The 26,197-nt window shown below is 64.9% G+C and carries 27 protein-coding genes; 11 read left to right on the top strand and 16 right to left on the bottom strand.

What is annotated here, in order from left to right; translation table 11 throughout:
- From ACE039_RS10700 to fliR, 8 genes are all read left to right on the top strand, one after another.
- The coding region (locus ACE039_RS10700) for a flagellar hook-length control protein FliK (RefSeq protein WP_485822348.1) at positions 1–651 on the top strand (651 nt) is incomplete at its 5' end.
- Between the two features lie 170 nt (positions 652–821).
- Positions 822–1,442, top strand: a complete 621-nt coding sequence (fliL, locus tag ACE039_RS10705; protein WP_105560512.1) for a flagellar basal body-associated protein FliL — start codon at positions 822–824, stop codon at positions 1,440–1,442.
- 2 nt (positions 1,443–1,444) lie between these two features.
- On the top strand, positions 1,445–2,452 hold the full coding sequence (fliM, locus tag ACE039_RS10710) for a flagellar motor switch protein FliM (protein ID WP_448708746.1): 1,008 nt from the start codon (positions 1,445–1,447) through the stop codon (positions 2,450–2,452).
- Positions 2,445–2,999: a flagellar motor switch protein FliN gene (gene fliN, locus ACE039_RS10715; protein WP_105560514.1), complete on the top strand. Its 555-nt coding sequence runs from the start codon at positions 2,445–2,447 to the stop codon at positions 2,997–2,999. Before fliM ends, fliN begins: the two co-directional genes overlap by 8 nt.
- A gap of 13 nt (positions 3,000–3,012) precedes the next feature.
- Positions 3,013–3,336, top strand: a complete 324-nt coding sequence (fliO, locus tag ACE039_RS10720) for a flagellar biosynthetic protein FliO (protein WP_105560515.1) — start codon at positions 3,013–3,015, stop codon at positions 3,334–3,336.
- A 28-nt stretch (positions 3,337–3,364) separates the two neighbouring features.
- Positions 3,365–4,156, top strand: coding sequence for a flagellar type III secretion system pore protein FliP (fliP, locus tag ACE039_RS10725; RefSeq protein ID WP_105560516.1), 792 nt, complete (start codon positions 3,365–3,367; stop codon positions 4,154–4,156).
- Between the two features lie 19 nt (positions 4,157–4,175).
- The gene (fliQ, locus tag ACE039_RS10730; RefSeq protein ID WP_006219058.1) at positions 4,176–4,445 is read left to right on the top strand and encodes a flagellar biosynthesis protein FliQ; all 270 of its coding nucleotides are present in this window, start codon (positions 4,176–4,178) and stop codon (positions 4,443–4,445) included.
- Positions 4,446–4,482: 37 nt separating this feature from the next.
- Complete coding sequence (gene fliR / locus ACE039_RS10735; RefSeq protein ID WP_310027600.1) at positions 4,483–5,271, top strand: flagellar biosynthetic protein FliR; 789 nt, start codon at positions 4,483–4,485, stop codon at positions 5,269–5,271.
- A gap of 82 nt (positions 5,272–5,353) precedes the next feature.
- Here the strand turns inward: fliR and ACE039_RS10740 are convergent, their stop codons facing one another.
- The 16 genes from ACE039_RS10740 to flgB form a co-directional block, all read right to left on the bottom strand.
- Positions 5,354–6,949 (bottom strand): methyl-accepting chemotaxis protein, encoded by a 1,596-nt coding sequence (locus tag ACE039_RS10740; RefSeq protein WP_485822349.1) that lies wholly within the window; start codon positions 6,947–6,949, stop codon positions 5,354–5,356.
- A gap of 326 nt (positions 6,950–7,275) precedes the next feature.
- Positions 7,276–9,006, bottom strand: a complete 1,731-nt coding sequence (locus tag ACE039_RS10745; protein WP_485811241.1) for a methyl-accepting chemotaxis protein — start codon at positions 9,004–9,006, stop codon at positions 7,276–7,278.
- A 141-nt stretch (positions 9,007–9,147) separates the two neighbouring features.
- Positions 9,148–9,618, bottom strand: a complete 471-nt coding sequence (locus ACE039_RS10750; RefSeq protein ID WP_105560571.1) for a hypothetical protein — start codon at positions 9,616–9,618, stop codon at positions 9,148–9,150.
- Positions 9,619–9,647: 29 nt separating this feature from the next.
- A complete protein-coding gene (locus ACE039_RS10755; RefSeq protein ID WP_485822350.1) occupies positions 9,648–11,510 on the bottom strand; it encodes a methyl-accepting chemotaxis protein in 1,863 nt (620 codons plus the stop codon).
- Positions 11,511–11,619: 109 nt separating this feature from the next.
- On the bottom strand, positions 11,620–13,575 hold the full coding sequence (locus ACE039_RS10760; protein WP_485822351.1) for a methyl-accepting chemotaxis protein: 1,956 nt from the start codon (positions 13,573–13,575) through the stop codon (positions 11,620–11,622).
- A 141-nt stretch (positions 13,576–13,716) separates the two neighbouring features.
- Positions 13,717–14,961 carry a flagellar hook-associated protein FlgL gene (gene flgL / locus ACE039_RS10765; protein WP_448708172.1) on the bottom strand — a complete coding sequence of 415 codons (1,245 nt, stop codon included), beginning with the start codon at positions 14,959–14,961 and terminating at the stop codon, positions 13,717–13,719.
- A gap of 47 nt (positions 14,962–15,008) precedes the next feature.
- A complete protein-coding gene (flgK, locus tag ACE039_RS10770) occupies positions 15,009–16,682 on the bottom strand; it encodes a flagellar hook-associated protein FlgK (RefSeq protein ID WP_448708173.1) in 1,674 nt (557 codons plus the stop codon).
- A 73-nt stretch (positions 16,683–16,755) separates the two neighbouring features.
- Complete coding sequence (gene flgJ / locus ACE039_RS10775; protein WP_448708174.1) at positions 16,756–17,733, bottom strand: flagellar assembly peptidoglycan hydrolase FlgJ; 978 nt, start codon at positions 17,731–17,733, stop codon at positions 16,756–16,758.
- A gap of 2 nt (positions 17,734–17,735) precedes the next feature.
- Entirely contained in the window at positions 17,736–18,872 is a 1,137-nt protein-coding gene (locus ACE039_RS10780; protein WP_105560482.1) for a flagellar basal body P-ring protein FlgI, read from the bottom strand.
- 2 nt (positions 18,873–18,874) lie between these two features.
- Positions 18,875–19,564 (bottom strand): flagellar basal body L-ring protein FlgH, encoded by a 690-nt coding sequence (locus ACE039_RS10785; RefSeq protein WP_105560481.1) that lies wholly within the window; start codon positions 19,562–19,564, stop codon positions 18,875–18,877.
- Positions 19,564–20,349 (bottom strand): flagellar basal-body rod protein FlgG, encoded by a 786-nt coding sequence (flgG, locus tag ACE039_RS10790; RefSeq protein WP_105560480.1) that lies wholly within the window; start codon positions 20,347–20,349, stop codon positions 19,564–19,566. The genes ACE039_RS10785 and flgG overlap by 1 nt, the downstream gene beginning before the upstream one ends.
- 64 nt (positions 20,350–20,413) lie before the next feature.
- Complete coding sequence (locus ACE039_RS10795; RefSeq protein WP_105560479.1) at positions 20,414–21,175, bottom strand: flagellar basal body rod protein FlgF; 762 nt, start codon at positions 21,173–21,175, stop codon at positions 20,414–20,416.
- Positions 21,176–21,213: 38 nt separating this feature from the next.
- Positions 21,214–22,698: a flagellar hook-basal body complex protein gene (locus ACE039_RS10800; RefSeq protein WP_485822352.1), complete on the bottom strand. Its 1,485-nt coding sequence runs from the start codon at positions 22,696–22,698 to the stop codon at positions 21,214–21,216.
- 73 nt (positions 22,699–22,771) lie between these two features.
- Positions 22,772–23,470, bottom strand: coding sequence for a flagellar hook capping FlgD N-terminal domain-containing protein (locus tag ACE039_RS10805; RefSeq protein ID WP_448708177.1), 699 nt, complete (start codon positions 23,468–23,470; stop codon positions 22,772–22,774).
- 20 nt (positions 23,471–23,490) lie between these two features.
- A complete protein-coding gene (gene flgC / locus ACE039_RS10810; RefSeq protein WP_006224593.1) occupies positions 23,491–23,910 on the bottom strand; it encodes a flagellar basal body rod protein FlgC in 420 nt (139 codons plus the stop codon).
- Between the two features lie 22 nt (positions 23,911–23,932).
- Complete coding sequence (flgB, locus tag ACE039_RS10815) at positions 23,933–24,340, bottom strand: flagellar basal body rod protein FlgB (protein ID WP_105560476.1); 408 nt, start codon at positions 24,338–24,340, stop codon at positions 23,933–23,935.
- Between the two features lie 177 nt (positions 24,341–24,517).
- Between flgB and flgA the strand changes: the two genes are divergently transcribed.
- From flgA to ACE039_RS10830, 3 genes are all read left to right on the top strand, one after another.
- A complete protein-coding gene (flgA, locus tag ACE039_RS10820; RefSeq protein ID WP_105560488.1) occupies positions 24,518–25,234 on the top strand; it encodes a flagellar basal body P-ring formation chaperone FlgA in 717 nt (238 codons plus the stop codon).
- 127 nt (positions 25,235–25,361) lie between these two features.
- Entirely contained in the window at positions 25,362–25,655 is a 294-nt protein-coding gene (gene flgM / locus ACE039_RS10825) for a flagellar biosynthesis anti-sigma factor FlgM (RefSeq protein WP_105560475.1), read from the top strand.
- A 38-nt stretch (positions 25,656–25,693) separates the two neighbouring features.
- Positions 25,694–26,170 (top strand): flagella synthesis protein FlgN, encoded by a 477-nt coding sequence (locus tag ACE039_RS10830; protein ID WP_485822353.1) that lies wholly within the window; start codon positions 25,694–25,696, stop codon positions 26,168–26,170.
- The last annotated feature ends 27 nt before the right edge of the window (positions 26,171–26,197 follow it).

A 26,197-nucleotide genomic window follows, 5' to 3' on the forward strand; every position in this document is an offset into this window, starting at 1 on the left:
GAACCGACCACGACCCTGCCGGCCCATACCGACGAAGAATTGACGGCTGCGCTGACCAGCACCGCGCAGCAATTCCAGGCGCCCCAACCCCCCCCCTCGGCCCAGGATCACCTGGCCCAGGCCCTTGCCGCGGCCACGCAACGCCAGGCCTCGCCCGTCGTGAACCAGGCCGCCGTTGCCGCACCGGCCGTGCCGGTCGTGATGCAGGTCGCCACGCCCGTGGGCGGCACGCATTGGGGCACCGAGCTTGGCCAGCAAGTGGTGATGATGAGCGCCAACGCCCGTCAGGGCATGCAAACCGCCGAGCTGCGCCTGGATCCGCCCGATCTGGGTCCGTTGCGCGTCAGCCTGAACCTGGCGGATGGCGTGGCCACCGCTTCGTTCGTGTCGGCGCACGCATCCGTGCGCCAGGCGATCGAAACCGCCATTCCGCAATTGCAGCAAGCGCTGGCGCAAGCCGGCATTTCGCTGGGCCAGACCAGCGTCGGCGAACAGGCCGCGCAACAGGAATTCGCGCAACAGCACGGCGGCAACGGATCGCAGCGCCAGTCCGGCGGCGGATCGGCGGTTGCCGATGCGGCGGCCGGCAACGCCGCGCCTGTCGTGGCCACCCCGCGCAATGCCAACGCCCTGGTCGACACCTTCGCGTAGCAAACAGGCGGCCCGCAGCCAGTAATGGACGCGGGCAGTGCAGCAATAGCTTGAGATACGCGGCTTTCGCCCTGTTTTTCGCCTCCAAGACGAGGCGGGATTTGGGGCAGAATGCTTTCATCCACTAAGTATCCGTTTTCACCAGCGGCCCAATACGCATCGAAACCGAGATGGCGACTTCCAAATCCATATCCGCGCCGTCGGGCGCGAAGAACTCCGGCGGCATCGGCCGCATCCTTCGCCCCCTCCTGGCCATACTGGTCCTGCTCCTCGTCGCCGCCGCCAGCGCCGGCGCGACCTGGTTCATCAGCCAACGCATGCAACAGCCGCCCGCCGGCGCTGCCGTGCAGTTGGGCGTCGGCCAGGTTCCTGGTGGCCAGCCCGGCCAACCGGGTCAACCCGGCCAGCCAGGCCAGGGCCCGCAGGCCGCGCCGACCACCTTCGTCGCGCCGCCCGCCGCTCCGGTGGCCGTGCCCGCACCGATCTTCGTGCCGATCGAGGCGTTCACCGTCACGTTGCAGAACGCCGACACCGAACGCATCATGCACGTCGGCCTGACGCTGCGCGTAAGCGACGAACAGACCCGCACACGCCTTGAAAAGTACATGCCTGAAGTGCGCAGCCGCATCCTGATGGTGCTGTCGTCGCAATCGCCCACTGGCGTGCAGACCCAGCAAGGCAAGACCGACATGGCCACGGCGATCAAGCAGGCGGTCAACCGCCCCTTCTCGCCCCTGCCCGACGGCCAGTATGTCACCGACGTACTGTTCACGGCGTTCGTGGTGCAATAAGCATGGCCTACGAGGCATTCCTTTCACAGGACGAAGTCGATGCGCTGCTGGCCGGCGTCACCGGCGAGAGCGACAGCAAGACCGCGGCGGCCAGTTCCAGCGACGGGGCGCGCGCTTATGACCTGAGCTCTCCCGAACGCGTCGTGCGCCGCCGCATGCAGACGCTGGAGCTGATCAACGAACGTTTCGCGCGCCACATGCGCAACGTGCTGTTGAACTTCATGCGCCGCAGCGCGGACATCACCGTCGGTTCGATCAAGATCCAGAAGTACGCGGATTTCGAGCGCAACCTGCCCGTGCCGAGCAATCTGAACATGATTCAGATGAAGCCGTTGCGCGGCACCGCGCTCTTCACGTATGACCCGAACCTGGTGTTCCTGGTCATCGACAGCCTGTTCGGCGGCGATGGCCGCTACCACACGCGCGTCGAAGGCCGGGACTTCACCACCACCGAACAGCGCATCATCCGGCGCCTGCTCAACCTGACCCTGGAAAGCTACGGCAAATCCTGGGATCCGGTCTATCCGATCGAATTCGAGTACGTGCGCTCGGAGATGCACACCAAGTTCGCCAGCATCACCGGCAACAATGAAGTGGTGGTCGTCACCTCGTTCCACATCGAATTCGGCGCGACCGGCGGCGACCTGAACATCTGCCTGCCCTACTCGATGATCGAGCCGGTGCGGGATCTGCTGACGCGGCCGCTGCAGGAAACCACGCTGGAAGAAGTGGACCAGCGTTGGTCGCAACAGTTGTCGCGCCAGGTTCGCAGCGCCGACATCGACGTGGTGGCGGAATTTGCCCGCATCCCGTCGTCGATCCGCGAGCTGATGAGCTTGAAAGTGGGCGACGTCCTTCCGGTGGACGTGCCCGAAACCATCATCGCCAATGTGGATGGCGTGCCGCTGATGGAATGCGGCTACGGCGTCTTCAACGGCCAGTACGCGCTTCGCGTACAGAACATGTTTACCTACGATACCGATTCACACGAGGCCCCCGACCATGACTGACAAGAACGAGCCCGGCACCGGCTCGTCCCCGGCCGACGACTGGGCCGACGCGCTCGCCGAACAATCCCGCGCCAATCCGCCCACCCAGGCTGATGGCCTAAAGCCGCAGGACGACTGGGCAGCCGCGATGGCTGAACAAACCGCCGCCACGCCCGCTGCTCCCGAAGTGCCCGCGCAAGCGGCGCCCGCGCCAACGGCGCCGGCACCCGCGAAGCCTGCGGCGCAATCGGCATCGCAGTCGGTATTCAAGCCCCTGGCCGGCACCACCGGCGGCGCCGGCACCGACATCGACCTGATCATGGACGTGCCCGTCCAGTTGACGGTCGAACTGGGACGCACCCGCCTGACCATCAAGAACCTGCTCCAGTTGGGTCAGGGATCGGTGGTCGAGCTGGACGGCCTGGCCGGCGAACCGATGGACATCTTCGTCAACGGCTACCTGATCGCCCAGGGCGAAGTCGTCGTGGTCGAAGACAAGTACGGCATCCGCCTGACCGACATCATCACCCCGTCCGAGCGGATCAACCGCTTGAACAACCGCCGTTGACGGCACCGGCGCCATGACCGAGTCTTCCCTGCTGCGCGTCATCATCGGCCTTGTGCTGGTGGTGGCCGCCATCCTGGTTTCGGCATGGCTCGCCAAGCGCGCCGGTTTGACCCAGCGCGGCGGCGGCGACCTGCTTAAACAGGTCGCCAGCCTGCCGGTCGGCGCGCGCCAGAGCATCGTCGTCGTCGAAATCGACAACACCTGGCTGGTGGTGGGCGTCGGCCCGAACCAGATCAGCACCCTGCATACCCTGCCCGCCGGCCAATTACCGGCGGGTTCGCCCTTGCCCGCCGCAGCGTTTGCGGCCAAGCTGGGCCAGGCGCTCAAGCGCCGCTAGCGCCCCGCGCGCGATCCAAGCGATACCCATGAGTTTGCTCACCCGCACGACCTCCACCCGCGCCCGCCAGAACGCGCTGCCGCTGCTGGCCGCCGCCGCCGTGCTGGGCCTGGCTTTCTTTCCCGCTGGCGTCGTGGCCCAGGCCACGCTGCCGGCGCTGACCACCACGCCCGGCCCCAACGGCTCCGAGACGTATTCGCTCAGCATGCAGACGCTGCTGCTGATGACCTCGCTGTCGTTCCTGCCGGCCGCGCTGCTGATGATGACCGGCTTCACCCGCATCATCATCGTGCTGGGCCTGCTGCGCAGCGCGATGGGCACGGCAATGTCGCCGCCCAACCACGTGCTGATCGGGCTGGCGCTGTTCCTGACGTTCTATACGATGTCTCCGGTGTTCGACAAGATCTACGCCGACGCCTACAAGCCGTTGTCGGAAGGATCGATCCAGTTCGAGACCGCCGTCGAACGGGCGGCGGCGCCGCTGCGCACGTTCATGCTGCACCAGACCCGCGAAAACGATCTGTCGCTGTTCGCCAACCTGGCCAAGCAGCCGGCGCTGGAAGACCCCTCACAGGTGCCGCTGCGCATCCTGGTGCCGGCGTTCATCACCAGCGAATTGAAGACGGCGTTCCAGATCGGCTTCACCATCTTCATCCCCTTCCTGATCATCGATCTGGTCGTGGCCAGCGTGCTGATGGCGCTGGGCATGATGATGGTGCCGCCCGTTACCGTGGCGCTGCCCTTCAAGCTGATGCTATTCGTGCTGGCCGACGGCTGGAACCTGCTCATGGGCTCGCTGGCCCAGAGCTTCTACCAATAACGCCGGGAGCAAAATCGCCATGACAGCCGAAACCGTCATGACCATGGCCTACCAGGCGATGAAAATCGTCCTGGCGATGGCCGGTCCGCTGTTGCTGGTGGTGCTGGTGGTCGGCCTGGTCATCAGCATCTTCCAGGCCGCCACGCAGATCAACGAAATGACGCTGTCGTTCATCCCGAAGCTGCTGGCGATGTGCGGCGTGCTGGTCCTGCTGGGCCCGTGGCTGATTGGCGTCATGGTCGACTACATCCGGCAATTGATCGGCCAGATCCCCATGCTGGTGTCCTGAGCGCGCCCGCGCCGCCGGACGCCCGACGCTTCCCCCCATGATCGCCTTCACGCTCGAACAGCTCAACGGCTGGATCGGCCAGTTCCTCTGGCCGTTCGTGCGCATCCTGGCGCTGGTGGGCACGGCCCCCCTGTTTTCGGAATCGATCATCCCGGTGAAGGTCAAGATCGGCCTGGCCTTCGTGCTGTCGGTCGCCATCAGCCCGGCGCTGGACCCCATGCCGCCCATCGCGCCGGGCTCGTTCGCCGGCCTGTGGATGGTGATGCAACAGGTGCTGATCGGCATCGCCATGGGCTTCACCATGCGAATCGTCTTTGCCGCGGTGCAGACGGCGGGCGAATTCGTCGGCCTGCAAATGGGCCTGTCATTCGCGTCCTTCTTCGACCCGAGTTCCGGCGCGAACACCGCCGTGCTCTCCCGCCTGTTCAACATCATCGCGATGCTGACCTTCCTGGCGCTGGATGGCCACCTGCTGGTCCTGGCGGCGTTGGTGCGGTCGTTCGACACCCTGCCCGTCGCCATGATCCAGCTGCATCAGAATGGCTGGGGCGTGGTCGTGGAATGGGGCAAGACGGTATTCGTGTCCGGCCTGTTGCTGGCCCTGCCGTTGATCTGCGCGCTGCTGACCATCAACCTTGCCATGGGCATCCTGAACCGCGCGGCCCAGCAGTTGTCCGTGTTTTCCGTGGGCTTTCCGGTAACGCTGATCATCGGCGTCGCGGTGCTGACCGTGGTCTTGCCGCATTCGGGTCCGTTCCTGGAGTCGCTGTTCGAGTCGGGCCTGGGCGCCATGAGCCGCGTGGTCGACGCATTGGCCGGCCGATAACGCCAAACCCCGAACAGCACCCACCACGCAAAACGGCCACTTTCCAGTGGCCGTTTTGCATCGTTCCAACGACTTGGGTCGGTCAGGGGTGGCCGGTCAGCCGGAACACGCGGATCGTTTCGCGCAGCGCGCCGGACTGGTTCCCCAGTTGCAGCACCGCCCCGCCCAGCTCCTGCACCAGCGCCGTGTTCTGCACCGTCATCACGTCCATCTGCGACACGGCCGAATCCACCTGCTCGATCCCGCTGGACTGTTCTTGCGAGGCCTGCGAGATCTCGCCGATGATGTCCGTGACGCGATGCACCGCGGCGACGATCTCTTCCATCGTCGCGCCGGCCTGTTCCGCCTGGGCCGAGCCTTCCGACACACGGTCCACGGAATCTTCGATCAAGCCCTTGATTTCCTTGGCCGCCTGCGCGCTCTTTTGCGCCAGGCTGCGCACCTCGCCCGCGACCACGGCAAAGCCCTTGCCGGACTCGCCTGCCCGCGCGGCCTCCACGGCGGCGTTCAACGCCAGGATGTTGGTCTGGAACGCGATGCCTTCAATGATGCTGACAATGTCCGCGATCTTGCGCGAGCTATCGGAGATGCCGTGCATGGTGTTCACCACCTGCCCCACCGCGACGCCGCCTCGACGCGCCACGTCCATGCTGCTGGCGGCCAGTTGATTGGCCTGGCGCGCGTTGTCGGCGTTCTGGCGCACGGTCGAGGTCAGTTGTTCCATGCTGGCGGCCGTCTGCTGCAGCGAAGCGGCCTGGCCCTCCGTGCGCCCGGCCAGTTCCTGATTGCCCCGGGCGATGTGCACGGCGGCATGCGTCGTGCCCTCGATGCCGCGATAGACGTCCTGCGCAATGCCGATCAGGCTCTTGCGCATGACCTCGAGCGAGAAATTCAAGCTGCCCACCTCGTCGTCGGACTCCGCCACGATCTGCGTGGTCAGATTGCCGGCGGCGACTTGCCGCGCCATGTTGGCGGCGTCCACCATCGGATCCAGCAACGACCGGGACAAGCTCCATCCCAGGCCGAAAATGGCGATCACGCCCAGCGCGATCACACCGCACCCCAGGCTGGCGCCCAGCACATCCAGACTGGCCCAGTTGGCATGCAGGCCATAGGCGCCCGCGGCGGCGACGATGCCGCCGGACAGCAAGGCGTGGCGCAGCATGCGGCTACGCACGCTGCGCTTGAAGGGAAACGCCACGACGTCCAGGCCACGCCGCCAGCCGGCGCGAACGGGCCGCCCACGGTGGATGCGCACGCCACGCGCCGAACCTTCGCGGATGCGCGCGTACAGGTCCTCGGCCATTTCGATCTGTTCGTCAGACGGGCGTACTCGCACCGACGAATACGCGACGACTTCGCCGTTTTCGACGATGGGCGTGGCGTTGGCCAGCACCCAGTAATACCCGCCGTCCTTGCGCCGGTTCTTGACCAGCCCCAACCACGATTCGCCCGCTTCCAGCGTGTCCCAGAGGTCTACATAGGCTTCGGACGGCATATCGGGATGACGCACGATGTTGTGCGGCTTGCCGATCAGCTCTTCACGGGTGAATCCGCTGACCTCGACGAATGCCGGGTTCGCGTAGACGATGCGGCCCTTGGTGTCGGTGCGCGAGATCAGATACTGATCCTCGCGCAGCTTGGTTTCCACATCATGGACGGGTAGGTTTACGCGCACAGCTAGTCTCCAGTTACCTCAATAGCGCAGCGAATGAATAGCAGCGAGCAAACCGGACCTGATGCCCCGCATCGACCTATACCCGCGCTGGTTTGTCTGGCGGGCACGCCGCCGTCAAACGCTGTTCACCGCCCATTTCGGGCGTTATTTTTATTTACGGCTGAATTGCCGAAAACTTAACGTGCGTAGGAATTGCACGCGGCGCCCCATGGGCGCCCGCCACAAAACATACGGCCGCGCACAGGCGCGGCCGCGGGTCTTGCCTTGAGGCCCCGCCGCCAGGCCGGCCGCGCCAATCGCGCAGCCCGCCAGGCGCGGCCCCGGGGTCAGCCTTGCGTCAACGTCGGCGCGGCATAGCCGCCGAGTTGATGCGCCGGCACTTCGATCACTTCACCGGCGTTGATCTTGAACACCGCCACGGCTTCCGCCAGACGGTGCGCCTGGTCTTGCAGCGAGCCGGCGGCCGCCGCGGCTTCTTCCACCAGCGCCGCGTTCTGCTGCGTCACTTCGTCCATCTGCGACACGGCCCGGTTGACCTGGTCGATGCCGCTGGACTGCTCTTCGGACGCCGCCGAAATCTCGCCCATGATGTCCGTCACGCGCTTGACCGACGCCACGATCTCTTGCATCGTCGCGCCCGCGCGTTCCACCTGCTGCGAACCCGCGCCCACCTTCGTGACCGAGTCTTCGATCAGGCCCTTGATTTCCTTGGCTGCCTGCGCGCTGCGCTGCGCCAGCGAGCGCACTTCGCCTGCCACCACCGCAAAGCCCTTGCCCTGCTCGCCCGCACGCGCCGCTTCCACTGCCGCGTTCAGCGCCAGGATGTTCGTCTGGAAAGCGATGCCATCGATCACCGACACGATTTCGGAGATCTTGCGCGAGCTGGCCGAAATGCCCTGCATCGTGCTGACCACTTCCGACACCGCCGAACCGCCGCGCTCGGCCACGTCCGACGCGCTGGCCGCCAGCTGATTCGCCTGGCGCGCGTTGTCGGCGTTCTGCTTCACCGTGGACGCCAATTCTTCCATCGACGCCGCGGTTTCTTCCAGCGACGCCGCCTGCTCTTCCGTACGGCTGGACAAGTCGGTATTGCCGGCGGCGATTTCCCGCGAGCCCACCGTGATTTCGTCCACGCCGCGGCGCACCGTCGACACCGTGCGCGTCAGGCTTTCCTGCATGCGCTTGACCGCCGCCATCAACTGGCCGATTTCATTGTGCGAGCGGACCTCGACGCGGCTGGTCAGGTCGCCTGCGGCGATCTTGTCGAAATGCTGGCCGGCTTCCACCAGCGGACGCACCACCAGACGGCCGAACAGGATGCGGCAGAACACCATCAGCAGCAGCGCCAGGCCCACGGCCACGGCCACCGCCACCATGGCGCGATTGAAGTTCGCCTCGGCCTGTTCAATCGTGGCTTGCTGCTGGCCGCCGATGTACTTGCCGAAATCGCTCAACGCTTCGATGAAGGCGGCGCTGCGCGGCGTACCGTATTCGTTGTTCACCATGTAGAACGTCGAATAGTCTTCGCTACGCAGGGCTTCCACCATCGTGTCCACGCCATCATCGATGTACGAGCGATAGCGGCGAACCAGGTTCATCGACAGCTGGCGGCCCGTGTCGTCCTGCAGCATGTTCTTCTGGAAGTCCGCGAACCGGGCGCGCACGCCGGTCAGCAGATCGGTGGCGCCCTTGAGGGCCGCCGCCGCGTCGCGGGCCGAGTTCTCGCCGCTGCCCCAGCCGGATTCCTGCAGGTGGCGTGCGGCCACCATCAGGCTCACGCGGGCACGCAGCATGTCGCTGTTGATGACTTCCACTTGCTTGGCGCGCTCGGTCAGCGCGTTGACTTCGCGGATGGACTCGTAATTGTGCTGCAGGAAAAATGCGGCCAGGCCGCCTACCGCCGCGATCAATATCGCGAAGAACGCCATGACCCACAGCAGCATCGTACCGACGCGGGCATCGCGCAAGCGGAGCTTGCGTTTCACCTTAGGCGCGCGCGCAGCCTTTTTTTTGCCGCCTTTGCCGGCCTTCGCGCCGGATTCGAGACTCGCTTCCATATTTTTTCCCCATCCCTCAGGAACTGCTCAGACCAAATGAAAAACCACCCTGCCGACACGCCCTGTTACATGGGGTGTACATTCAGGGCGACGGTCACTGCGGCTTGCGCCGCAATGCTCTCTGCCGGACGACAGCAAGCGTTATTTGCTTGCGGGCGCCAAACCGGCCGGTTCGCCCGGGCCGGGTATGTAGATGGTTTGCACCTCGGGTTCGGCCGAGGGTGCCGTCGTCCAGGCCTGATTCACATCAGGCGCGGGCGCGGGCCCCAGCAGTTTTTGCCGTTCCCAGGGTTCCAGCAGAATATTGGTGCTGTCGACCAGCCGCATCAAACGGCCGTCCGGGCCGAATTGCAGCAGGGCTTCCTTGCGGCTGTACAGGCCGTCGGTGACAAACGTGATCTTGAAGGACCAAAGGGCCAGGAGGGTGCCGTCGGTCTGCTTGTATAGCTTGTCGGGCGGCGCGGTCAGCGCGCGCGAGGCGTCTTCCAGCGTCGTCTGGCCAGGCGTCAGGGTCGACAACTTGCCCGGGTCGAAGTTATGCCCCGTTGCCGCGCAGCCTGCCAGCAGTACCGCGATGGCGGCTGCCGCCAGAAGATGTATATAGCCTCGCATACCCTACCCATTCACCGGCAACGCCGGTATCAGAAAGATTCCCAATCGTCGTCCGACGGCGCCTGCCGGCGGCTTGCCGCCGGTGCCGGCTTGGCGTCGTTGGCGGTCGTTGCCGCGCGCGGTGCCGGACGGCGCAGCGGACGCGCTGCCGTGGCGCCCTCCGCCGCAGCCGGCTTGGTACGAGCCGCGTGCGTCAGACGAACGGCGGGCGACTTGGCCGACGCTGCCTCGGAGGCAGACGTGTCGGACGCCGCGGCAGGCAACGACACGCGCGCGGCGACACGCGCCGCAGGGCGCTGCTGGGCCAACTGGCGTGCCGGCACTTCAATCACTTCACCGGCGTTGACTTTGAACACCGCCACGGCCTGGGCCAGGCGTTCAGCCTGTTCCTGCAAGGAACCCGCAGCGGCCGCGGCTTCTTCCACCAGTGCCGCGTTCTGCTGGGTCACTTCGTCCATCTGCGACACAGCCCGGTTGACCTGGTCGATGCCGGTGGACTGTTCGTCGGACGCCGCCGAGATCTCGCCCATGATGTCCGTCACGCGCTTGACCGATGCCACGATCTCTTGCATCGTCGCGCCCGCGCGTTCCACCTGCTGCGAACCCGCGCCCACCTTCGTGACCGAGTCTTCGATCAGGCCCTTGATTTCCTTGGCCGCCTGCGCGCTGCGCTGCGCCAGCGAGCGCACTTCGCCTGCCACCACGGCAAAACCCTTGCCCTGCTCGCCGGCACGCGCCGCTTCCACTGCCGCGTTCAGCGCCAGGATGTTCGTCTGGAAGGCGATGCCATCGATCACCGACACGATCTCGGAAATCTTGCGCGAGCTGGCCGAAATGCCTTGCATCGTGCTGACCACTTCCGACACCGCCGAACCGCCGCGCTCGGCCACGTCCGACGCGCTGGCCGCCAACTGGTTAGCCTGGCGTGCGTTGTCGGCGTTCTGCTTCACCGTGGCCGCCAATTGCTCCATCGACGCCGCGGTTTCTTCAAGCGACGCCGCCTGCTGCTCGGTGCGGCTGGACAGGTCCGTGTTGCCTGCGGAAATTTCGCGCGAACCCACGTTGATCTCGTCCACGCCACGGCGCACCGTCGACACCGTGCGCGACAGGCTTTCCTGCATGCGCTTGACCGCCGCCATCAACTGGCCGATCTCGTTGGTCGAATTGACGTCCACGCGCACCGTCAGGTCCCCGCCCGCGATCTTGTCGAAGCTGTCGCCAACCGCGCGCAACGGACGCAGAATCACCCGGTTCATGAACAGGAAGGCGCCCAGGGCCACCACCAGGATCAGCGCGGCCAACGCCAGATAGACGTAGGTCATCATCGACGCCTGGTTCCGCGCGGATTGGACCTCCCGCTCGCTGAAGGCGTTGATATCGTTGGCGAATTCGGTCAACTGCTTGGAAAATGCGCCGCTGGCAGCGCCCGCCTTGGTGTTCTTCAAGGACAGGTAAGCCGCGGCATCGCCCTTGTCCAGCGCGCCCATCATGGATTGCAGCGCTTCGGAAAAGGTGTTGAACGACGTCATCAGGTCGCCTTCAGCGGCCTTGCCCAGCGCCGTCAGCTTGGGGATCGCCTTGAAGGTTTCCATCTTCTTCTTGGCGTCGGCGATCAGCTGCTGCACCGTGCGCGAGTTCTCGGCCGCGCCGTTGGCGTCGCCCGCCGCGCGCTGCGCGGCGGTGATGTCGGCGCGGATCGTCGCGCGCAGCATCTGCGTGTAGGCGTCCTTGATCAGATTGCTTTGCTGGACGCTCAGGGAGTCCAGGGCATTGATCGTCTCGGCGCTGGAACTCATGCTGTTCCAGCCCAGGGCAATGGCAACCAGTGCGGCCAGGGCGACTGCCAACTGAGCGAGCATCAAGCCCGTGCGCACCTTCAGATTGCTGAACATGTTCCGATAGTTCCGGTAGTCGTTCCAGCGGCGCGCGGTGGCCGCCGGACCGTAAAAGGGGGTACTGCGTCTGCTACTGCCTGTTCAATGCACCGAGCGGGTCGTCCCGTCAGAAAGACTCCCAATCATCGTCCGCGGGCGGCGACCGGCGGCTGGTGGATGCAGCCGGAGCGGCATCCGTGGCGCTGTCCGCGCGGGTCGCCGGACGGCGCAAGGGACGCGCCACCGTTGCTGCCGTGGCCGCAGGTTTGGGGCGGGCCACCTGAGTCTTGCGCGGCGCGGGCTTGGCAGCCTGCGCATCGCCGGCGTCCATGGCCGCCTGAGCTTCCTGGGAAGATTCCGGCGCGGCGTGAGCCGCGCTTTGCGGCGCCTGCTCGGCCGGTGCCGAAGCCGGTTTGGCCAACCGAGCGGCCGGCGCCGCCGGGCGGGAGGCCTGCGCGGGTGCGCGCGGCGCAGGCATGCGCGGGGCGGCATGCTGTTGCGCCAAGGCATGGGCCGGCACTTCAATCACTTCGCCCGCATTGATCTTGAACACCGCGACCGCTTCCGCCAGACGCTGGGCCTGCTCTTGCAGCGACCCGGCGGCCGCTGCGGCTTCTTCCACCAGCGCCGCGTTCTGCTGCGTCACTTCGTCCATCTGCGACACCGCCCGGTTGACCTGGTCGATGCCGCTGGACTGCTCTTCGGACGCCGCCGAGATCTCGCCCATGATGTCCGTCACGCGCTTGACCGATGCCACGATCTCTTGCATCGTCGCGCCCGCGCGTTCCACCTGCTGCGAACCCGCGCCCACCTTCGTGACCGAGTCTTCGATCAGGCCCTTGATTTCCTTGGCTGCCTGGGCGCTGCGCTGGGCCAGCGAGCGCACTTCGCCCGCCACCACCGCAAAACCCTTGCCCTGCTCGCCCGCACGCGCCGCTTCCACTGCCGCGTTCAGCGCGAGGATGTTCGTCTGGAAGGCGATGCCATCGATCACCGAGACGATTTCGGAAATCTTGCGCGAGCTGGCCGAAATGCCCTGCATCGTGCTGACCACTTCCGACACCGCCGAACCGCCGCGCTCGGCCACGTCCGACGCGCTGGCTGCAAGCTGATTCGCCTGGCGTGCGTTGTCGGCGTTCTGCTTCACCGTGGACGCCAATTGCTCCATCGACGCCGCGGTTTCTTCCAGCGACGCCGCCTGCTGCTCGGTGCGGCTGGACAGGTCCGTGTTGCCTGCGGAAATTTCGCGCGAACCCACGTTGATTTCATCCACGCCACGGCGCACCACCGCGACGGTGCGCGTCAGGCTTTCCTGCATGCGCTTGATGGCGCCGAACAGCTGCCCGATCTCGTTAGTGCTGCGCACCTCGATACGGCCGGTGAAGTCGCCGCCGGCGATCTTGTCGAAGTGGTCGCCCGCCTGGTGCAGCGGACGCAGCACCGTGCGGTTGATGAAGATCCAGCAGCCCAACGCCAGCACCAGCGCAATGGCCAGCAATGCGATGGTGACCGTGCGCGAGATGCGGTGGTCCACTTCGGCCTGCGCCACCAGTTCGTCGGTGCGCTTATCCAGGAAATCCAGCACGCCATTGACGGCTTCCCGGAAGCCCGCATTGGCCGCGCTGCCCGCATCGTTCAGATCCAGGTATTCCTGCACCGCCATCTTGGACAGTGCGGCGGCCTGACGCTTATAGACATCGTCGAACTGCTTGTAAGCCGTTTCCAGCTTGGCCACCAGCGCCTCGGAACCGGCCATGCGCGGCGCCTTGTGGAACGCGTCCAGCCACTTGGCGCCTTCCCGCATCAGGACGTCGGCGCGTTGGGTCTGCGCGTTGGCCTGCTCGGTTTTGCCTTGCTGCATGTCCATCAGGGACGAGGCCAGCAACAGACGGCCACGCAGCAGGGCCGCGTTGGCGCGATTAAGCTGGGTGCCCTGATTGGAATAGGCGGCATTGACCTGCTCCAGCTTATCGTTGCTGGAGTTCAACCCCATCCAAGCCACGCCATTGGATAGGAACATGGCGCCCGTGAAGAGCAACAGCACCAGAACGATACAGGTGCGAACTTTCAAATTGACAAGCATGAAATATCCGAGCGTTAAGCAACGTGAAACGACACTACCTAGCCTGCACGCAACCACGGACGCCCCGGCCTCTAGCCAGTAGCGTCCGCAAGGGCGCAACTTTCCGCACGCGACCGGTGCGGCCTGTGGGGTCCCGCCGCTTTACTTGCGGCTGAACAGGCTGGACCCCTGAATGGTCATGAATGCCGCCGATGCGGCCTGCAGCGCCACCTGGCGCAACGCAAGCTGGCTGGCGCCGGCGTAATAGTCCAGATCTTCCAGGTCGGACAAGGACTTGGCGTAGGTCAGGCCCTTCTTCGTGCCGGTCGCGTCCAGCGCGTCCAGCTCGTTCATGCGGGCGCCCACCGAAGCGGTCACGGTCAAGACGTTGTCGTAGCTGTTCGACAGCTTCTTGTTCGCGGTCGCCAGCGCGTTGGTCACGCGGGCCGTCGCGACCGGGTCGTCGCTGCTGGGCGTATCCAGAGCCGAGATCAGGTCATCCAGGGTCGCGAATACGTCCATGTCGGTCGACTGGACGTTTTCAACCTTGATGACGTCGCCCGCTTTGGGCTCGCCCTTGACCGTTACCGACACGCCGCCGAAATCCACCGTGGTTCCCGGCACATAGGCCGTGGCGGGTTGGGACGCGTCCGGCACCGTGACCGGATTGCCGCCGTTGGCGTCCGTGGTCGTGACGCGAAAACCAATCGCGCCCGTGGCATCGGCTTCGAAGGCCACCGAGAAATTCTTGTCCAGATTGCCGCTGCCCGGCGTCACGGACACGGCGCTGAACTGCGCGGTGCCGGTGTTGGAGGCGGGCACCGACGCGACATACGCCTGCGAACCGGGGTTGGCGCGGCCGAAAATGTCCACGCCAAGGTCGCTGGTCGAGAGCTGACGACTTTGGTCGACCTGGACGGTGCGTTCGCCGACCGATCCGCTGTAATTGATCTTGCCGGTGCTGTCCTTGGTGTAGGGCATGACGCTGCCGTCGTTGCCGGAGAACAGGTACAGGCCGCTGCCATCGGTCGTGTTGGCCAGGCCCAGCAAGGCTTCGCGCGTGCTCTTGAGCGACGTCGACAAGGTCTGGCGGTCGCCGTCGGACAGCACGCCGCCCGCCTGGATCACGCGGGTGCGTGCTTCCTGAAGCGTGTTCTTGATCGACTCCAGCGCGTTGTTTTCCTGGCCGAGATTCGTGTTGGCCGTCTGGCGGTTCATCGCGTAGGTCGAATTGATGCTTTGCGTCTGCGCCACGCCAATCGACAGCGCCGCCGACAGGGGATCATCCGCCGGCGTCAGGAACTTGCGACCGCTGCCGACTTGCTCGACCAGGCGGTTCATGTCGGATTCCTGAGAAAGCACGCCGCTCAGGCCGTTCGTGTACATCATCGTGGTGCTCAGGCGCATGGTGCGACTCCGAAATTCTTTTTAGTAATCACAGTTCAACGGTCTGATCAGCCACGCAGGCCCAACAGCGTGTCGAAAACGGTGCTGGCCACATCAATGATGCGGGCGCTGGCCTGGTATTGCTCTTGATACAGCGACAGGCTTACATATTCTTCATTCAGGTTGACACCCGACACGGACTGCTGCGCGGCGGCCGTCTGCTTGATCAGGTTGGCCTGCGCGGTGGCGGCCGACTTGGCTTGCGCGGTCTGCACGCCCACCGTGTTCACGACCTGGCTGAACATGTCGGTGGTGCTCATCGTGCCGTGGCCCAGGACCTTGGCGGTCTGCAACTGCGCCAGCTTCAGCGCGTTCTTGCCGTTCGCGTCGCCACCTGCCGCGTCGGCTGCGGCGATACGCTCCGGATCCTTGATCAGCACATTGATGTCGCGAGCGGCATCGCGGGTGGGCGACAGCGTCCACTTATCGCCGGCCTGGGGCGGCGCGCTGATCGTCAGCGTCACGCCCATCTCGTTTTCCATGTTCAGCGTCGCGCTCGGCGGCGTGCCGGTGGCCGGGCCGTTATAGACCTGGGAGCCTTCCGGCATGCGCACGACCTGGTAGTTCGTGCCGTCAAACGAGATCTCGTAGTCTTTCGCGTTGATGTTGGCCAGGTTCGTGAACTGGCCCGAAATCTGCGCGTTGCCCTTGTTCTGCGTATTCGGCACGCTCTGCGGCGACCCGATGCTGAAGAAGTCGGTGCCCGGGTTGCCGTTCTGGTCCAGGCCTTGCCGATGCTGTTCGTTGAACGACATCGCCAGGCCAACCGCCATCTGGCCCAATTGCGCCTGCATCAGGTCCAGCGACGACGAGCGGAATTGCAACAGGCCGCCCAGCTTGCCGCCGGTGACGTCGCCGTCAGCCAGTTCCACCGACACCGTCTTGCCGGCGCCTGCCGGCAGGGTGTAGGCCACCACGGTGCGGCTGGCGTCCTTGGTCGACGGCACGGCTTGCAGCGGGTAGACAGTGGTGCCCGACAGCAACGCCTGACCGCCCTTGGTCAACGAGATATTGATCTTGTCGCCCTGCTCGTAGGTGGTGACGCCCACAAGCTGGTTCAGCTCGGCCACCGCCAGGTCGCGCTGGTCGAGCAGATCGTTGGGGGGGCCGTTGCCAGCCTTGCCGGTGGCCAACGAAATCTGCGTGTTCAGATCGTCGATGCGGGTCAGGTAGCTGTTGACCTGTTCGACCGTCGCCGTGATCTGCGTGTTCAGGCCTTCGCGCTGATTCTGCATTTCGGCGTAGGCCGAGCGGATCTGGGTGGTCAGGCTGTTCGCTTTGCCCAGCAGATCCTGGCGCGCGGCCGGATCGGCGGGCTTGCTGGCCACCGTGTTCATGCTGGTGAAGAAATTGGTCAGGCCCGGGGCGATACCGACGGTGCGATCCGCGAACAGGTTGTTGATCTGCGAAACCTGGTCAAGCTGGGTCTGCAACTGGGCGCCGCTGCCCTGCGCGCCGACCAGCTGCTTGTACAAGAAGCTGTCGTAGCTGCGCACGACGGTGTCGACCTGGACGCCGCGGCCGATGTAACCGTTGCTGGTGGCTTGCGCGCCCGCGGTGGACGTCATGACGCGCTGACGGTTGTAGCCGACCGTGGTGGCATTGTTGATGTTGTGGCTGGTGGTGGCCAAACCCGCTTGAGCGGCGTTCAGCCCGCCCAATGCCGTTTTATACAAATTCATGCTGACAATGCCCCGTGTGTAACCGCAGCTGTTATCTCTGGATACTCCATTAACGGCAGGAGATCATCCAAATTTAGAGTCCTTCCAACATCTGGCGAGAATTTTCCACGCGGGATGCCGCACCGCGCAGCTGGCCCATGATGCCGATCAGTTTCTGCGCGTAGCGTGGGTCGGTCGCATAGCCGGCGTCCTGGATCTTGCGCGCGGCGTCGATCTCGTTGCGGGCCTGCGTGACCGCTTCGTAGCGCGGGCTGTTGCCGATCAGGCGTGCATAGTCTGAGAACGATTCTTCATAGGACGCGTAGGCGCGGAAGGGTTGCGTCACCTTTTTAGCGACGCCGTCTTCGTACTCGGTGGTAAGCACGTTGACGACCTTGCCCTTCCAGCTGGCGCCCGCCTTGATGCCGAACAGGTTGTAGCTGGTGCTGCCGTCCGCATGCTTGATTTCGCGCTTGCCCCAGCCGGATTCCAGCGCCGCCTGGCCCATGATGAGGCGGGCCGGTACGCCGCTTTGCTGCGACGCCAGATTGGCCGCGCGCGACATCTTCGATACGAAGTCCACCACGTGTTCGGGCGCGCCTTCGGCGGCGGCCAGCGCGCGGTCGCTGGCGCGGTTGTTGCGCATCACGTTCAGCAGCGCCGACACTTCGCGCGAGCCGCCCGTGCGGAAATCCAGGTCGCCGCCCTGCCCGATCGCCCGGACGGCGTCGTCGGACACGTCGGCCGGCTTGCCCTGCTGCATCTGCGCCAGGATGGACTGCGACAGCCCGATTCCCGGCGTCGCCAGGTGCAGGGCCAATTGCTCGTCCGCCATGGATTGCAGCATCTGCGTCTGCTGCGAGTCGAACAGCCCTTCCTTGGGCGTTGCCTCGCGCATGCGCTTGACCATCATCTGCAGGAACAGGGCCTCGAACTGCTTGGCGACCTGCTTCTGCTGATCCGTGCCTTCGGGGTCTTTCTTGACGTCCCGCTTCAGGTCCGACAGGCGGCCCATGTCGAACACTGAATCTTGCCGGGCGGCGCCCCGGGACGCGTCGTTTGCGACAGCCATCGTCAGATGATTTCCAGTTCGGCGCGCAAGGCGCCCGCGGTCTTCATGGCCTGAAGGATGGCCAGCAGATCCTGAGGCGTCGCGCCCAAAGCGTTCAAGCCCTTGACCACGTCAGCCAGATTGGCGCTGGTGCTAACGCGCTGCAGCGAGCCATTGTCCTGGCGCACTTCGATCTGGGTATTGGGCACCACCACGGTCTGGCCTTCCGTGAAAGGCGTATCCGGTTGCGATACCTGGTTCTGGCGGTTGATGATGACCGACAGGTTGCCATGCGCCACGGCCGCCTCTTCGATCATGACGGTGCGGTTCATGACGACCGAACCCGTGCGCGCGTTGATGATGACCTTGGCCACCGTCGGCGCGCGCGCCACTTGCAGGTCTTCGACCAGCGACAGGAAACGCGCTTGCGACGCTTGCTCCATCGGCGTGCGGACCTGCACCACCCGGCCATCCAGCGCCGTGGCCGTGCCCTGGCCGAACTTCCTGTTCAATGCCGTCGCCACGTTCTGCGCCGTGCCGAAGTCGGTGTTGTTCAGTTCCACGTGAATGTAGCCGTCGCGCGAAAACGTGGTGGGCACGCCGCGTTCGACGATGGCGCCCGCGCTGATGCGGCCGCCGTTCAACTGGTTGATCTGCACGCTGGAGCCCCCCGCCGAAGCGCCCGCGCCGCCCACCAGGATGTTGCCCTGGGCAATGGCGTAGACCTGGCTATCCGCGCCCTTCAGGGGCGTCATCAGCAGCGTGCCGCCGCGCAGGCTTTTCGCGTTACCCATCGACGACACCACCACGTCCAGCGTCTGGCCGGGCCGGGCGAACGCCGGCAGCGTGGTCGTGACCATGACCGCCGCCACGTTCTTCAACTGCATGTTGCTGCCTGCGGGCACCGTGATGCCCAGCTGCGACAGCATGTTGGTCAGGCTTTGCTGCGTGAACGGCGTCTGCCGCACCTGGTCGCCGCTGCCATCCAGGCCCACGACCAGGCCATAACCGATCAACTGGTTGCCGCGCACGCCCTGGATCGTCGCCAGGTCCTTAAGCCGTTCGGCCTGGGCCGCGCCGGCGCCGGCCACGAGTCCGACCGCCACGCAGACGCGGGCGAACAGGGACAGCAAGGCGGATATCGGAGTCGGTTGTGTCATAGTCAGAACGGCGAAGCGATCAGGAAGAAGCGTTGCAGCCAGCCCATGGTCTGGACTTCGTCCATGACGCCCTTGCTGCGGTACTCGATGCGGGCGTCGGCCACCTGGGTGGACGACACGGTGTTCGTTCCGGTAATGGAACGCGGATCCACCACCCCGGCGAAGCGCACGTACTCGCTTCCGCGGTTGATGGCGATCTGCTTTTCGCCGGCCACTTGCAGGTTGCCGTTGGACATCACACCCACGACCGTCGTGGTGATGGTGCCGGTAAACGCGTTGTTGGCCGTGCTGTCGCCCTTGCCTTGCGCGACGTTGCCGCCCTTGGCGTCGGTATTCAGGTTCGCGCCCGCCCAACTGTCCATGAACGACGGCGCCGCGGCGATGCCGAGCGTGGCCGATCCGGTACGGTTCGTGTTGGTGGCCACATTCTTGGACGCATTCGTCCGCTCGTTCAGCACGATGGTGACGATGTCGCCCACGTTGCGCGGCCGGCGGTCCTCGAACAGGGGATAGTTGCCGTAGGTAGTCGGCTGATAGATCGACCCCGTAGGTTGCGCCAAGGGCATCGGCGGCGGCGGCGGCGCCGCCGTCGTCGGCCCGGTCACGATGGGCTCGGGCGGGATCATGGCGCAACCGGCCGCCAGCATCGCCAGCGCCGCAACAAATACCAGACGCAGGACAGACATGGGCATCACAGTTGGGACAGGCGGGCCAGCATCTCGTCAGAGGTCTTGACGGCCTTGCTGTTCATTTCGTAGGCGCGTTGCGTGGTGATCATGTTGACCAGTTCTTCGGCAACGTTCACGTTGGACGTTTCCACGTAGTTCTGCATGATCGACCCTGCGCCGTCCACGCCGGGCTGCAGCAGGTTGGCCGGACCCGACGCGTCGGTTTCCAGGTACAGGTTTTCGCCGATGCTCTGCAGGCCGGTGGGGTTGATGAACGTGGCGATCTGCAGTTGGCCGATCTGCACGTTCACGCCCGCGGCGCCGGGCTGCGTCACCGAGACAATGCCGTCCTTGCCAATCGAGATCGACAGCGCGTTGTCGGGCACGTTCATCGGCGGCTGGATCACATAGCCGCTGACGGTCGTCAGCTGGCCGTTCTGATCGCGCTGCAAGGCGCCATCGCGCGTGTACGCCTGGGTGCCGTCGGGCAGTTCGATCTGCAGGAAGCCCCGGCCGTTGATGGCGATGTCCATTTCGCCACCGGTGTTGTTCAGGTTGCCCGACGTGTGGATGCGCTCGGTGGCGGCCACGCGCGCGCCCGTGCCCAGCTGCAGGCCGGACGGCAGTTGCGTGGCGTCGCCCACTTGGGCGCCGGGCTGGCGCAGCGTCTGGTACATCAGGTCCTGGAACACGGCGCGGCCGCGCTTGAACCCGTTGGTGGAGACGTTGGCCAAGTTGTTGGAAATCACGTCCATGGAAGTCTGTTGACCTTCCAGGCCCGTTTTGGCAATCCACAACGAACGCATCATGATGAAGTACTCCTGGTGCCGCGGCCTGGCCGCGCGCGAAAATTGTTTAAATCAACCCGCTGGATCAGCCGACGGACAGAATCCCGTTGGCGCGCTCGGCGTTGCGATCCGACTGCTGGACCACCTGCATCTGCTGCTCGAACCGGCGCGCGTTTTCGATCATGCCCACCATCACCTTCATGGGATTGGTGTTGCTGCCTTCCAGCACGCCGGACAGCACGCGCAAGCTGGGGTCGGCGGGCACGGGCGGCGCAGGCTGTCCGTTCACCGGCGCCATGCGGAACACGCCGTCGTCGCCATGCACCAGTTGCGCATTGTTCGGGTTCGCCAGCTTGATACGGCCCAGGTTCAGGATGTTGTTCGGGCCGTCGCCCGCGCCGATGGCCGTGATCGTGCCGTCCGACGTGATCGTCAGCGCGGCCTGGTCCGGCACATCGATGGGGCCGCCCTGGTCGGACAGCACCGGCTGGCCCAGCGAGGTCTGCAACAGGCCGTTGATGCCAACCTGCAGGCTGCCGCCACGGGTGTAGGCCTCGCCCTGCGGCGTCTGCACCGCGATCCAGCCGCTTTCGCTGGCCAGCGCCACGTCCAGGTCCCGGCCCGTGGTCTGCATGGTGCCCATCTGAAAGCTGTTGCCGGGCGTGGACGCCACCGTCGAAACACGCGTAGGCAGACTCACCCCGTCCGTCATCGGAACCGACCGGTACAGCGCGATCTGCTCGCGGAACCCCGTCGTGTTCACGTTGGCCATATTGTTGGCCAGCGCAGCCTGATGCTCAGTGATACGCGCTGCGCCATTCATGGCGGTGTAGATGATTCGATCCATTGCCTATTCCGTCGGTGTCGTCGCGAGCCTGTCGGGCTTTACTTCAGGTTCATCAGGACTTGCATGATTTCGTCCTGGGTCTTGATGGTTTGCGAGTTGGCCTGATAAGTGCGCTGGGCGATGATCATGTTCACCAGCTCTTTGCTCATGTCGACGTTGGACGCTTCCGTCGCCTGACCCACCACCTTGGACAGACCATTGGTGCCGGGCTGGCCCAGGATGGGCTGGCCGGACGCCGCCGTTTCGGTCCAGGCGTTGTTGCCCACCGGCTGCAGGCCCTGCAGGTTCGAGAAGTCGGCCAGCACGATGGTGCCAACGACTTGCGTTTCGCCGTTGGTGTAGCTGGCGACCAGGCTGCCGTCGCCGCCGATGTTGATGCCGCTGAATTCACCGGACGTGTAGCCGTCGGGTTTGGCGACCAGCTTGTAGTTGCCGCCGTACTGCGTCGTACCGGTGTAGTTCATGGCGATGCTGAGCGGATCGGCCGGGGTGGTGGCGCCACCGGGCTGCGCAAAGCTCAGGGTCACGACCGGGGCGCTGGTCAACGCGCCAGCGTTGTTGAACGTGAACTTCTGCGGATTGCCCCACGTGCCGCCCAGCTCGGTGGTCGGCGCCATCGCCTTGCCGTCCATCGTGTAGTACACGTCATAGACGCTGCCGGACGCATCGGCCGGGCGCTTCACGAAGTACTGCATCACCTGGTGCGAGTTGCCCAGCGAGTCGAACACCGTCATGGGCGACGCGTTGGTGTAGCTGTTGGAGATCGTCGGGTCGAACGGACGGCCGATTTCCGTCACGGCGGCGGTGTAGTCCTGGTAACCGGCGACCTGCGTCAGGTCGCCGCCCGTCACGGCGCCCGTGCCGTCCACGGTGATCAGGTTGGGCGCGGCGCCATAGGTGCCTGCCGGCGGCGGAGTCACCCAGGTCAGGGTGCCAATCGCGCTACGCGTGAAGGTGTACTGCGTGGCGGGCGAAGGCGGCGTGGTGCCCGTCAGGGTGACCGAACCGTTGACCGCCGGCGACGTGACCGTGTCGGTGGTGTAGATAACCTTGGCGTTTGCGTCCAGGTTGGCGACCGTCGTGCCCGTGGCGGTCGCCTGGGGCGCCACGTTGGCGGTCGGCAACTGCAGCTCGGTCGGGTTCGCACCGATGGCGCCTGCCGGGTAGCCCGTCATGCGGTAGCCCTGGGCGTTCACGATGAAGTTGTTCTTGTCGACCAGGAATTCGCCGTTGCGGGTGTACATCACCGCGCCGCTCTGGTCCGTGACGCGGAACATGCCCTTCGCGCCGTCGATGGCGATGTCGTATTCGCCGCCGCCGCCCTGCACGGTACCCACCGTGAAGCGCTGGCTGATCGCCGCCACCTTGACGCCCAGGCCCACGCGCGAGCTGGCGTAGACGTCAGCGAACGATGCGGTCGACGACTTGAAGCCGACCGTGCCCGAGTTGGCGATGTTGTTGCCGATCACATCCAGGTTCTGCGATGCGGCATTCAAGCCGCTCAATCCTTGTCCGAAGCCCATGTTTTCTCTCGCTAATCTATATATCTAGTGAAGCCGCCGCGCATGCGCCAGCGCCGATTCAAATCCGCCCGGTTCAGGCGCCGATCACCTTACGCACGTCCAGCATGCTGGTCTGGCCGTCCAGGCCCAGGTCCAGACGCAAGCCGTTAGTGGAATACGCCACGCTCTTGACCTGGCCGTAGCTCAGCACTTCCGCATTCACCTTCTTGCCATCGCCATCGGTGGCCAACACCGACACGGTGTACGCGCCGGCGTCCAGCGGCACGCCGCTGTCGTTCTTGCCGTCCCAGTTCAGGGTGAAGACACCCGTCTTCTGCTCGCCCATTTCAATGGTGCGCACGACGGCGCCATTCGAATCCGAGATGCGCACTTGCACCTTTTGCGCATCGCCTTGCAGGTCCAGGCCATAAGGCGTGACCACGCGTTCGGCGGCGTTATCGCTGTCCACGCCGACTTTGACCTTGGAGCCCGGGATCAGCACGCCCTTGCCGATCATCGCCACGGCGTTCATCGACTGCGACACATCGATCTGGCCGCTGATGGCCAGCATGGTGTTCTTCAGGTTGGTGATGCCTTCCACCGTGGAGATCTGCGCCAGCTGCGAGGTCAGCTCGGCGTTCTGCATCGGGTTCAGCGGATCCTGGTTCTGCAGTTGCGTCACCAGCAGCTTCAGGAACTGATCCTGCAAGCCCTGCGCCGTGCTGGAGCCGTTGGCGCCGCTTTGCGCCAGGCCCAGGCCGGTGGTGCTCGTGTTTTGGTCGACGGTGGTCATGGATTCACTCTGTCAAGAAATTAGGATTGACCGATGGTCAGCGTCTTCTGCATCAACGCCTTGGCGGTATTGAGCACCTCGACGTTCGCCTGGTAGGACCGCGATGCCGCGATCATGTTGACCGTCTCGGCCACCGGGTCGACGTTGGGCATGCTGATATAGCCCTGGGCATCAGCCAGCGGATGCTTGGGGTCGTAAACCTGTTTCAGGGGCGACGGGTCCTGGATGACGCCGGCCACGCGCACGCCGCCGATCTCTTGCCCCAACGCCTGGCCGGCAGCCGGGTTGACCTGGAACACGACCTGGCGGGCGCGATACGGCTGGCCGTCCGGACCCACGACGCTGTCGGCGTTGGCCATGTTGCTGGCCGACACGTTCATGCGCTGCGATTGCGCGCTGAGCGCCGAACCGGCGATATCGAAAATGCTCAACAAGGACATTGCCTGTCGCTCCCTTTATGGATCAATCCTGAATAGCGGTCTGCATGGTCCGGATACGGCCGGAGATCATCTGCATCGTGCTCTGGTAGTGCAAGGTGTTGTCGGCGAACTGCACGCGCTCGATATCCATGTCCACCGTGTTGCCATCCATGCTGGGCTGGTACGGCAGGCGGAACAGCAGCTCGGTCGGCCCCTGGGACACGGCCTTGGCCGGGATATGGCGCGCCGAGGTCAGCGCCAGCGACGTGTCCTGCAGGCGCATGGAGCCTTCCATGGCCGTCTGCATCGCGGCCTTGAAATCAAAGTCGCGAGCCTTGTAGTTGGGCGTGTCGGCGTTGGCGATGTTCGACGACAGCACTTCCTGACGCTGCGCGCGCAGCCCCAGGGCCTGCTGGTAGAACCGGAAATCTTCGTTAAGCCTGTCTAGCATCGTGGCGCCTTCGTGCGTTGCAATACGGATAGAGCAAGGGACTTCGGACACACCGTTATCCCATTGGATGACGGCATCATAGGGGCCGGCGGCAAAACACAATCAGCCAAATAACCTGCCATTTCTCATCCAATTCACGTATTGCCGAACGCGGCGGACTCCTACAATTCATTCATCATGAAAATCTCCGCACGACATCTCCGCGCGCGCGCCGGCTGCCTGATCGCGTTGACCCTGGCCTGCCTCGGGGCCGCCCAGGCGCAGGAAGCCGCCAGCCAGGCGCCCGAGGCGATCGCGGTCGCGGCGCAGAGCTATCTGCTTGATCAGCTGGCCGGGCTGCCCGGACAGCCGGCCGTCTCCATCGACCCGCCGCGCGCCGAACGCCTGACGCCCTGCGATGCCATGTCCCCGTTTATGCCCTCCGGCATGAAACTGCGGTCCCGCATGACGGTCGGGGTACGCTGCAACGCGCCCAAGCCCTGGACCACTTATGTGCAGGCGACCGTCAGCGTCCCCGGCTACTATTACGTCGCGTCGCGGATGATCTCGGCCGGACAGGCCTTGACGCCGAACGACCTGTCCCCCCGGGACGGCGACCTGGTTTCGCTCCCCCCCGGGGCCATCACCGACCCGCAGACCGTCGTCGGCATGACGGCCGCCTACCGCATCAACGCCGGGCAACCGGTCCGAGGGTCGTCCCTGCGCAATGCGCAATCGGTCGTGCGCGGCTCGAACGTCCGGATCAATGCGCGCGGCAACGGTTTCGTGGTCAGCAGCGAAGGCCAGGCGATGGACAATGCCGCGCCTGGCGCGATGGTCCAGGTGCGCACAGGCAACGGCCAGGTGGTCAGCGGCGTGGTTCGGAATGCGGGGTTGGTTGAAATACAACTGTAGGTAATGTTACAAATCGCGGTGCACCCGCCGATGACCTGCCCTAAAGTTCGTTCCGGCCCTGCCGTTACAGAGACATAAGTAGGCGGATCCGTCGCAAACCGACCCAGGACGCCCTGCGGAGAAAACCTTGAAAATCAATTCGACCCCCAATCGGCCCATTTCCGCCGACACCGTTGCCCAACGCCAGGATTCCGCGTTGGCACAGGCGTATGGCGCCAGCAATGGCAGCGGCTCCAGCAGCTCGCAAGTGGCGCTGAGCTCGGCGTCGCGCAAGATGCTGGCCCTGCAAGACGGTTCGAACGACATCAATGTCGAGCGCGTGGCCGCCATTCGCGCCGCGATTGCCTCGGGCCAATTGAAGATCGATACCGGCAAGATCGCCGACAGCCTGATTGCCAGCGCCCGTGATCTGCTGAAGTAAGCCTCCGTTCACCGCCCTACCGCCTTCAAAGCATGACCATGACCCCCGTCGATTCCCTTCAGTCCTGCATGCGGCAGGAAGATGCCCTGATCACCGAGTTCTCCTCCATTCTGGAAGAAGAGACCGAAGTGCTGGTGGGCCCCGGGAACGTCGGCGCGCTGCAGGCCATCACCGAACGCAAGGGGCGCATCGCCCAGCAGCTGGTTGACCTGAGCGCAATCCGCGACGGCCTGCTGTCTAAAATCGGCCTGCCCATTGGGCATGCCGGCACCGAACAGGCCGCCGTGCTGCACCCGCAGTTGTCCGGCATCTGGCAGGCCCTGCTGACCAAGTCCGCGTCGGCCAATGAGATCAATATGCGCAACGGCGCCCTGATCGACGTGCACCTTCGCTATACCCAGCAATCGCTGGATGCGCTGCGCAACATCAATGGCGTGGGCGTCGCCACTACCTATGACGCGCATGGCCGTGGCGCTCGTGGCACGCCGGGACGCAAGCCGATCGTGGCGGGCTGACCGCCCCACTGGCACCCGGCCATGAAA

This window comes from Achromobacter maghribensis (assembly GCF_057334215.1).

Coding starts and splice junctions, on each gene's coding strand:
- fliL (WP_105560512.1), top strand. CDS start 822: ATGGCGACTTCCAAATCCATATCCGCGCCGTCGGGCGCGAAGAACTCC.
- fliM (WP_448708746.1), top strand. CDS start 1,445: ATGGCCTACGAGGCATTCCTTTCACAGGACGAAGTCGATGCGCTGCTG.
- fliN (WP_105560514.1), top strand. CDS start 2,445: ATGACTGACAAGAACGAGCCCGGCACCGGCTCGTCCCCGGCCGACGAC.
- fliO (WP_105560515.1), top strand. CDS start 3,013: ATGACCGAGTCTTCCCTGCTGCGCGTCATCATCGGCCTTGTGCTGGTG.
- fliP (WP_105560516.1), top strand. CDS start 3,365: ATGAGTTTGCTCACCCGCACGACCTCCACCCGCGCCCGCCAGAACGCG.
- fliQ (WP_006219058.1), top strand. CDS start 4,176: ATGACAGCCGAAACCGTCATGACCATGGCCTACCAGGCGATGAAAATC.
- fliR (WP_310027600.1), top strand. CDS start 4,483: ATGATCGCCTTCACGCTCGAACAGCTCAACGGCTGGATCGGCCAGTTC.
- ACE039_RS10745 (WP_485811241.1), bottom strand. CDS start 9,006: ATGGAAGCGAGTCTCGAATCCGGCGCGAAGGCCGGCAAAGGCGGCAAA.
- ACE039_RS10750 (WP_105560571.1), bottom strand. CDS start 9,618: ATGCGAGGCTATATACATCTTCTGGCGGCAGCCGCCATCGCGGTACTG.
- ACE039_RS10755 (WP_485822350.1), bottom strand. CDS start 11,510: ATGTTCAGCAATCTGAAGGTGCGCACGGGCTTGATGCTCGCTCAGTTG.
- ACE039_RS10760 (WP_485822351.1), bottom strand. CDS start 13,575: ATGCTTGTCAATTTGAAAGTTCGCACCTGTATCGTTCTGGTGCTGTTG.
- flgL (WP_448708172.1), bottom strand. CDS start 14,961: ATGCGCCTGAGCACCACGATGATGTACACGAACGGCCTGAGCGGCGTG.
- flgK (WP_448708173.1), bottom strand. CDS start 16,682: ATGAATTTGTATAAAACGGCATTGGGCGGGCTGAACGCCGCTCAAGCG.
- flgJ (WP_448708174.1), bottom strand. CDS start 17,733: ATGGCTGTCGCAAACGACGCGTCCCGGGGCGCCGCCCGGCAAGATTCA.
- ACE039_RS10780 (WP_105560482.1), bottom strand. CDS start 18,872: ATGACACAACCGACTCCGATATCCGCCTTGCTGTCCCTGTTCGCCCGC.
- ACE039_RS10785 (WP_105560481.1), bottom strand. CDS start 19,564: ATGCCCATGTCTGTCCTGCGTCTGGTATTTGTTGCGGCGCTGGCGATG.
- flgG (WP_105560480.1), bottom strand. CDS start 20,349: ATGATGCGTTCGTTGTGGATTGCCAAAACGGGCCTGGAAGGTCAACAG.
- ACE039_RS10795 (WP_105560479.1), bottom strand. CDS start 21,175: ATGGATCGAATCATCTACACCGCCATGAATGGCGCAGCGCGTATCACT.
- ACE039_RS10800 (WP_485822352.1), bottom strand. CDS start 22,698: ATGGGCTTCGGACAAGGATTGAGCGGCTTGAATGCCGCATCGCAGAAC.
- ACE039_RS10805 (WP_448708177.1), bottom strand. CDS start 23,470: ATGACCACCGTCGACCAAAACACGAGCACCACCGGCCTGGGCCTGGCG.
- flgC (WP_006224593.1), bottom strand. CDS start 23,910: ATGTCCTTGTTGAGCATTTTCGATATCGCCGGTTCGGCGCTCAGCGCG.
- flgB (WP_105560476.1), bottom strand. CDS start 24,340: ATGCTAGACAGGCTTAACGAAGATTTCCGGTTCTACCAGCAGGCCCTG.
- flgA (WP_105560488.1), top strand. CDS start 24,518: ATGAAAATCTCCGCACGACATCTCCGCGCGCGCGCCGGCTGCCTGATC.
- ACE039_RS10830 (WP_485822353.1), top strand. CDS start 25,694: ATGACCCCCGTCGATTCCCTTCAGTCCTGCATGCGGCAGGAAGATGCC.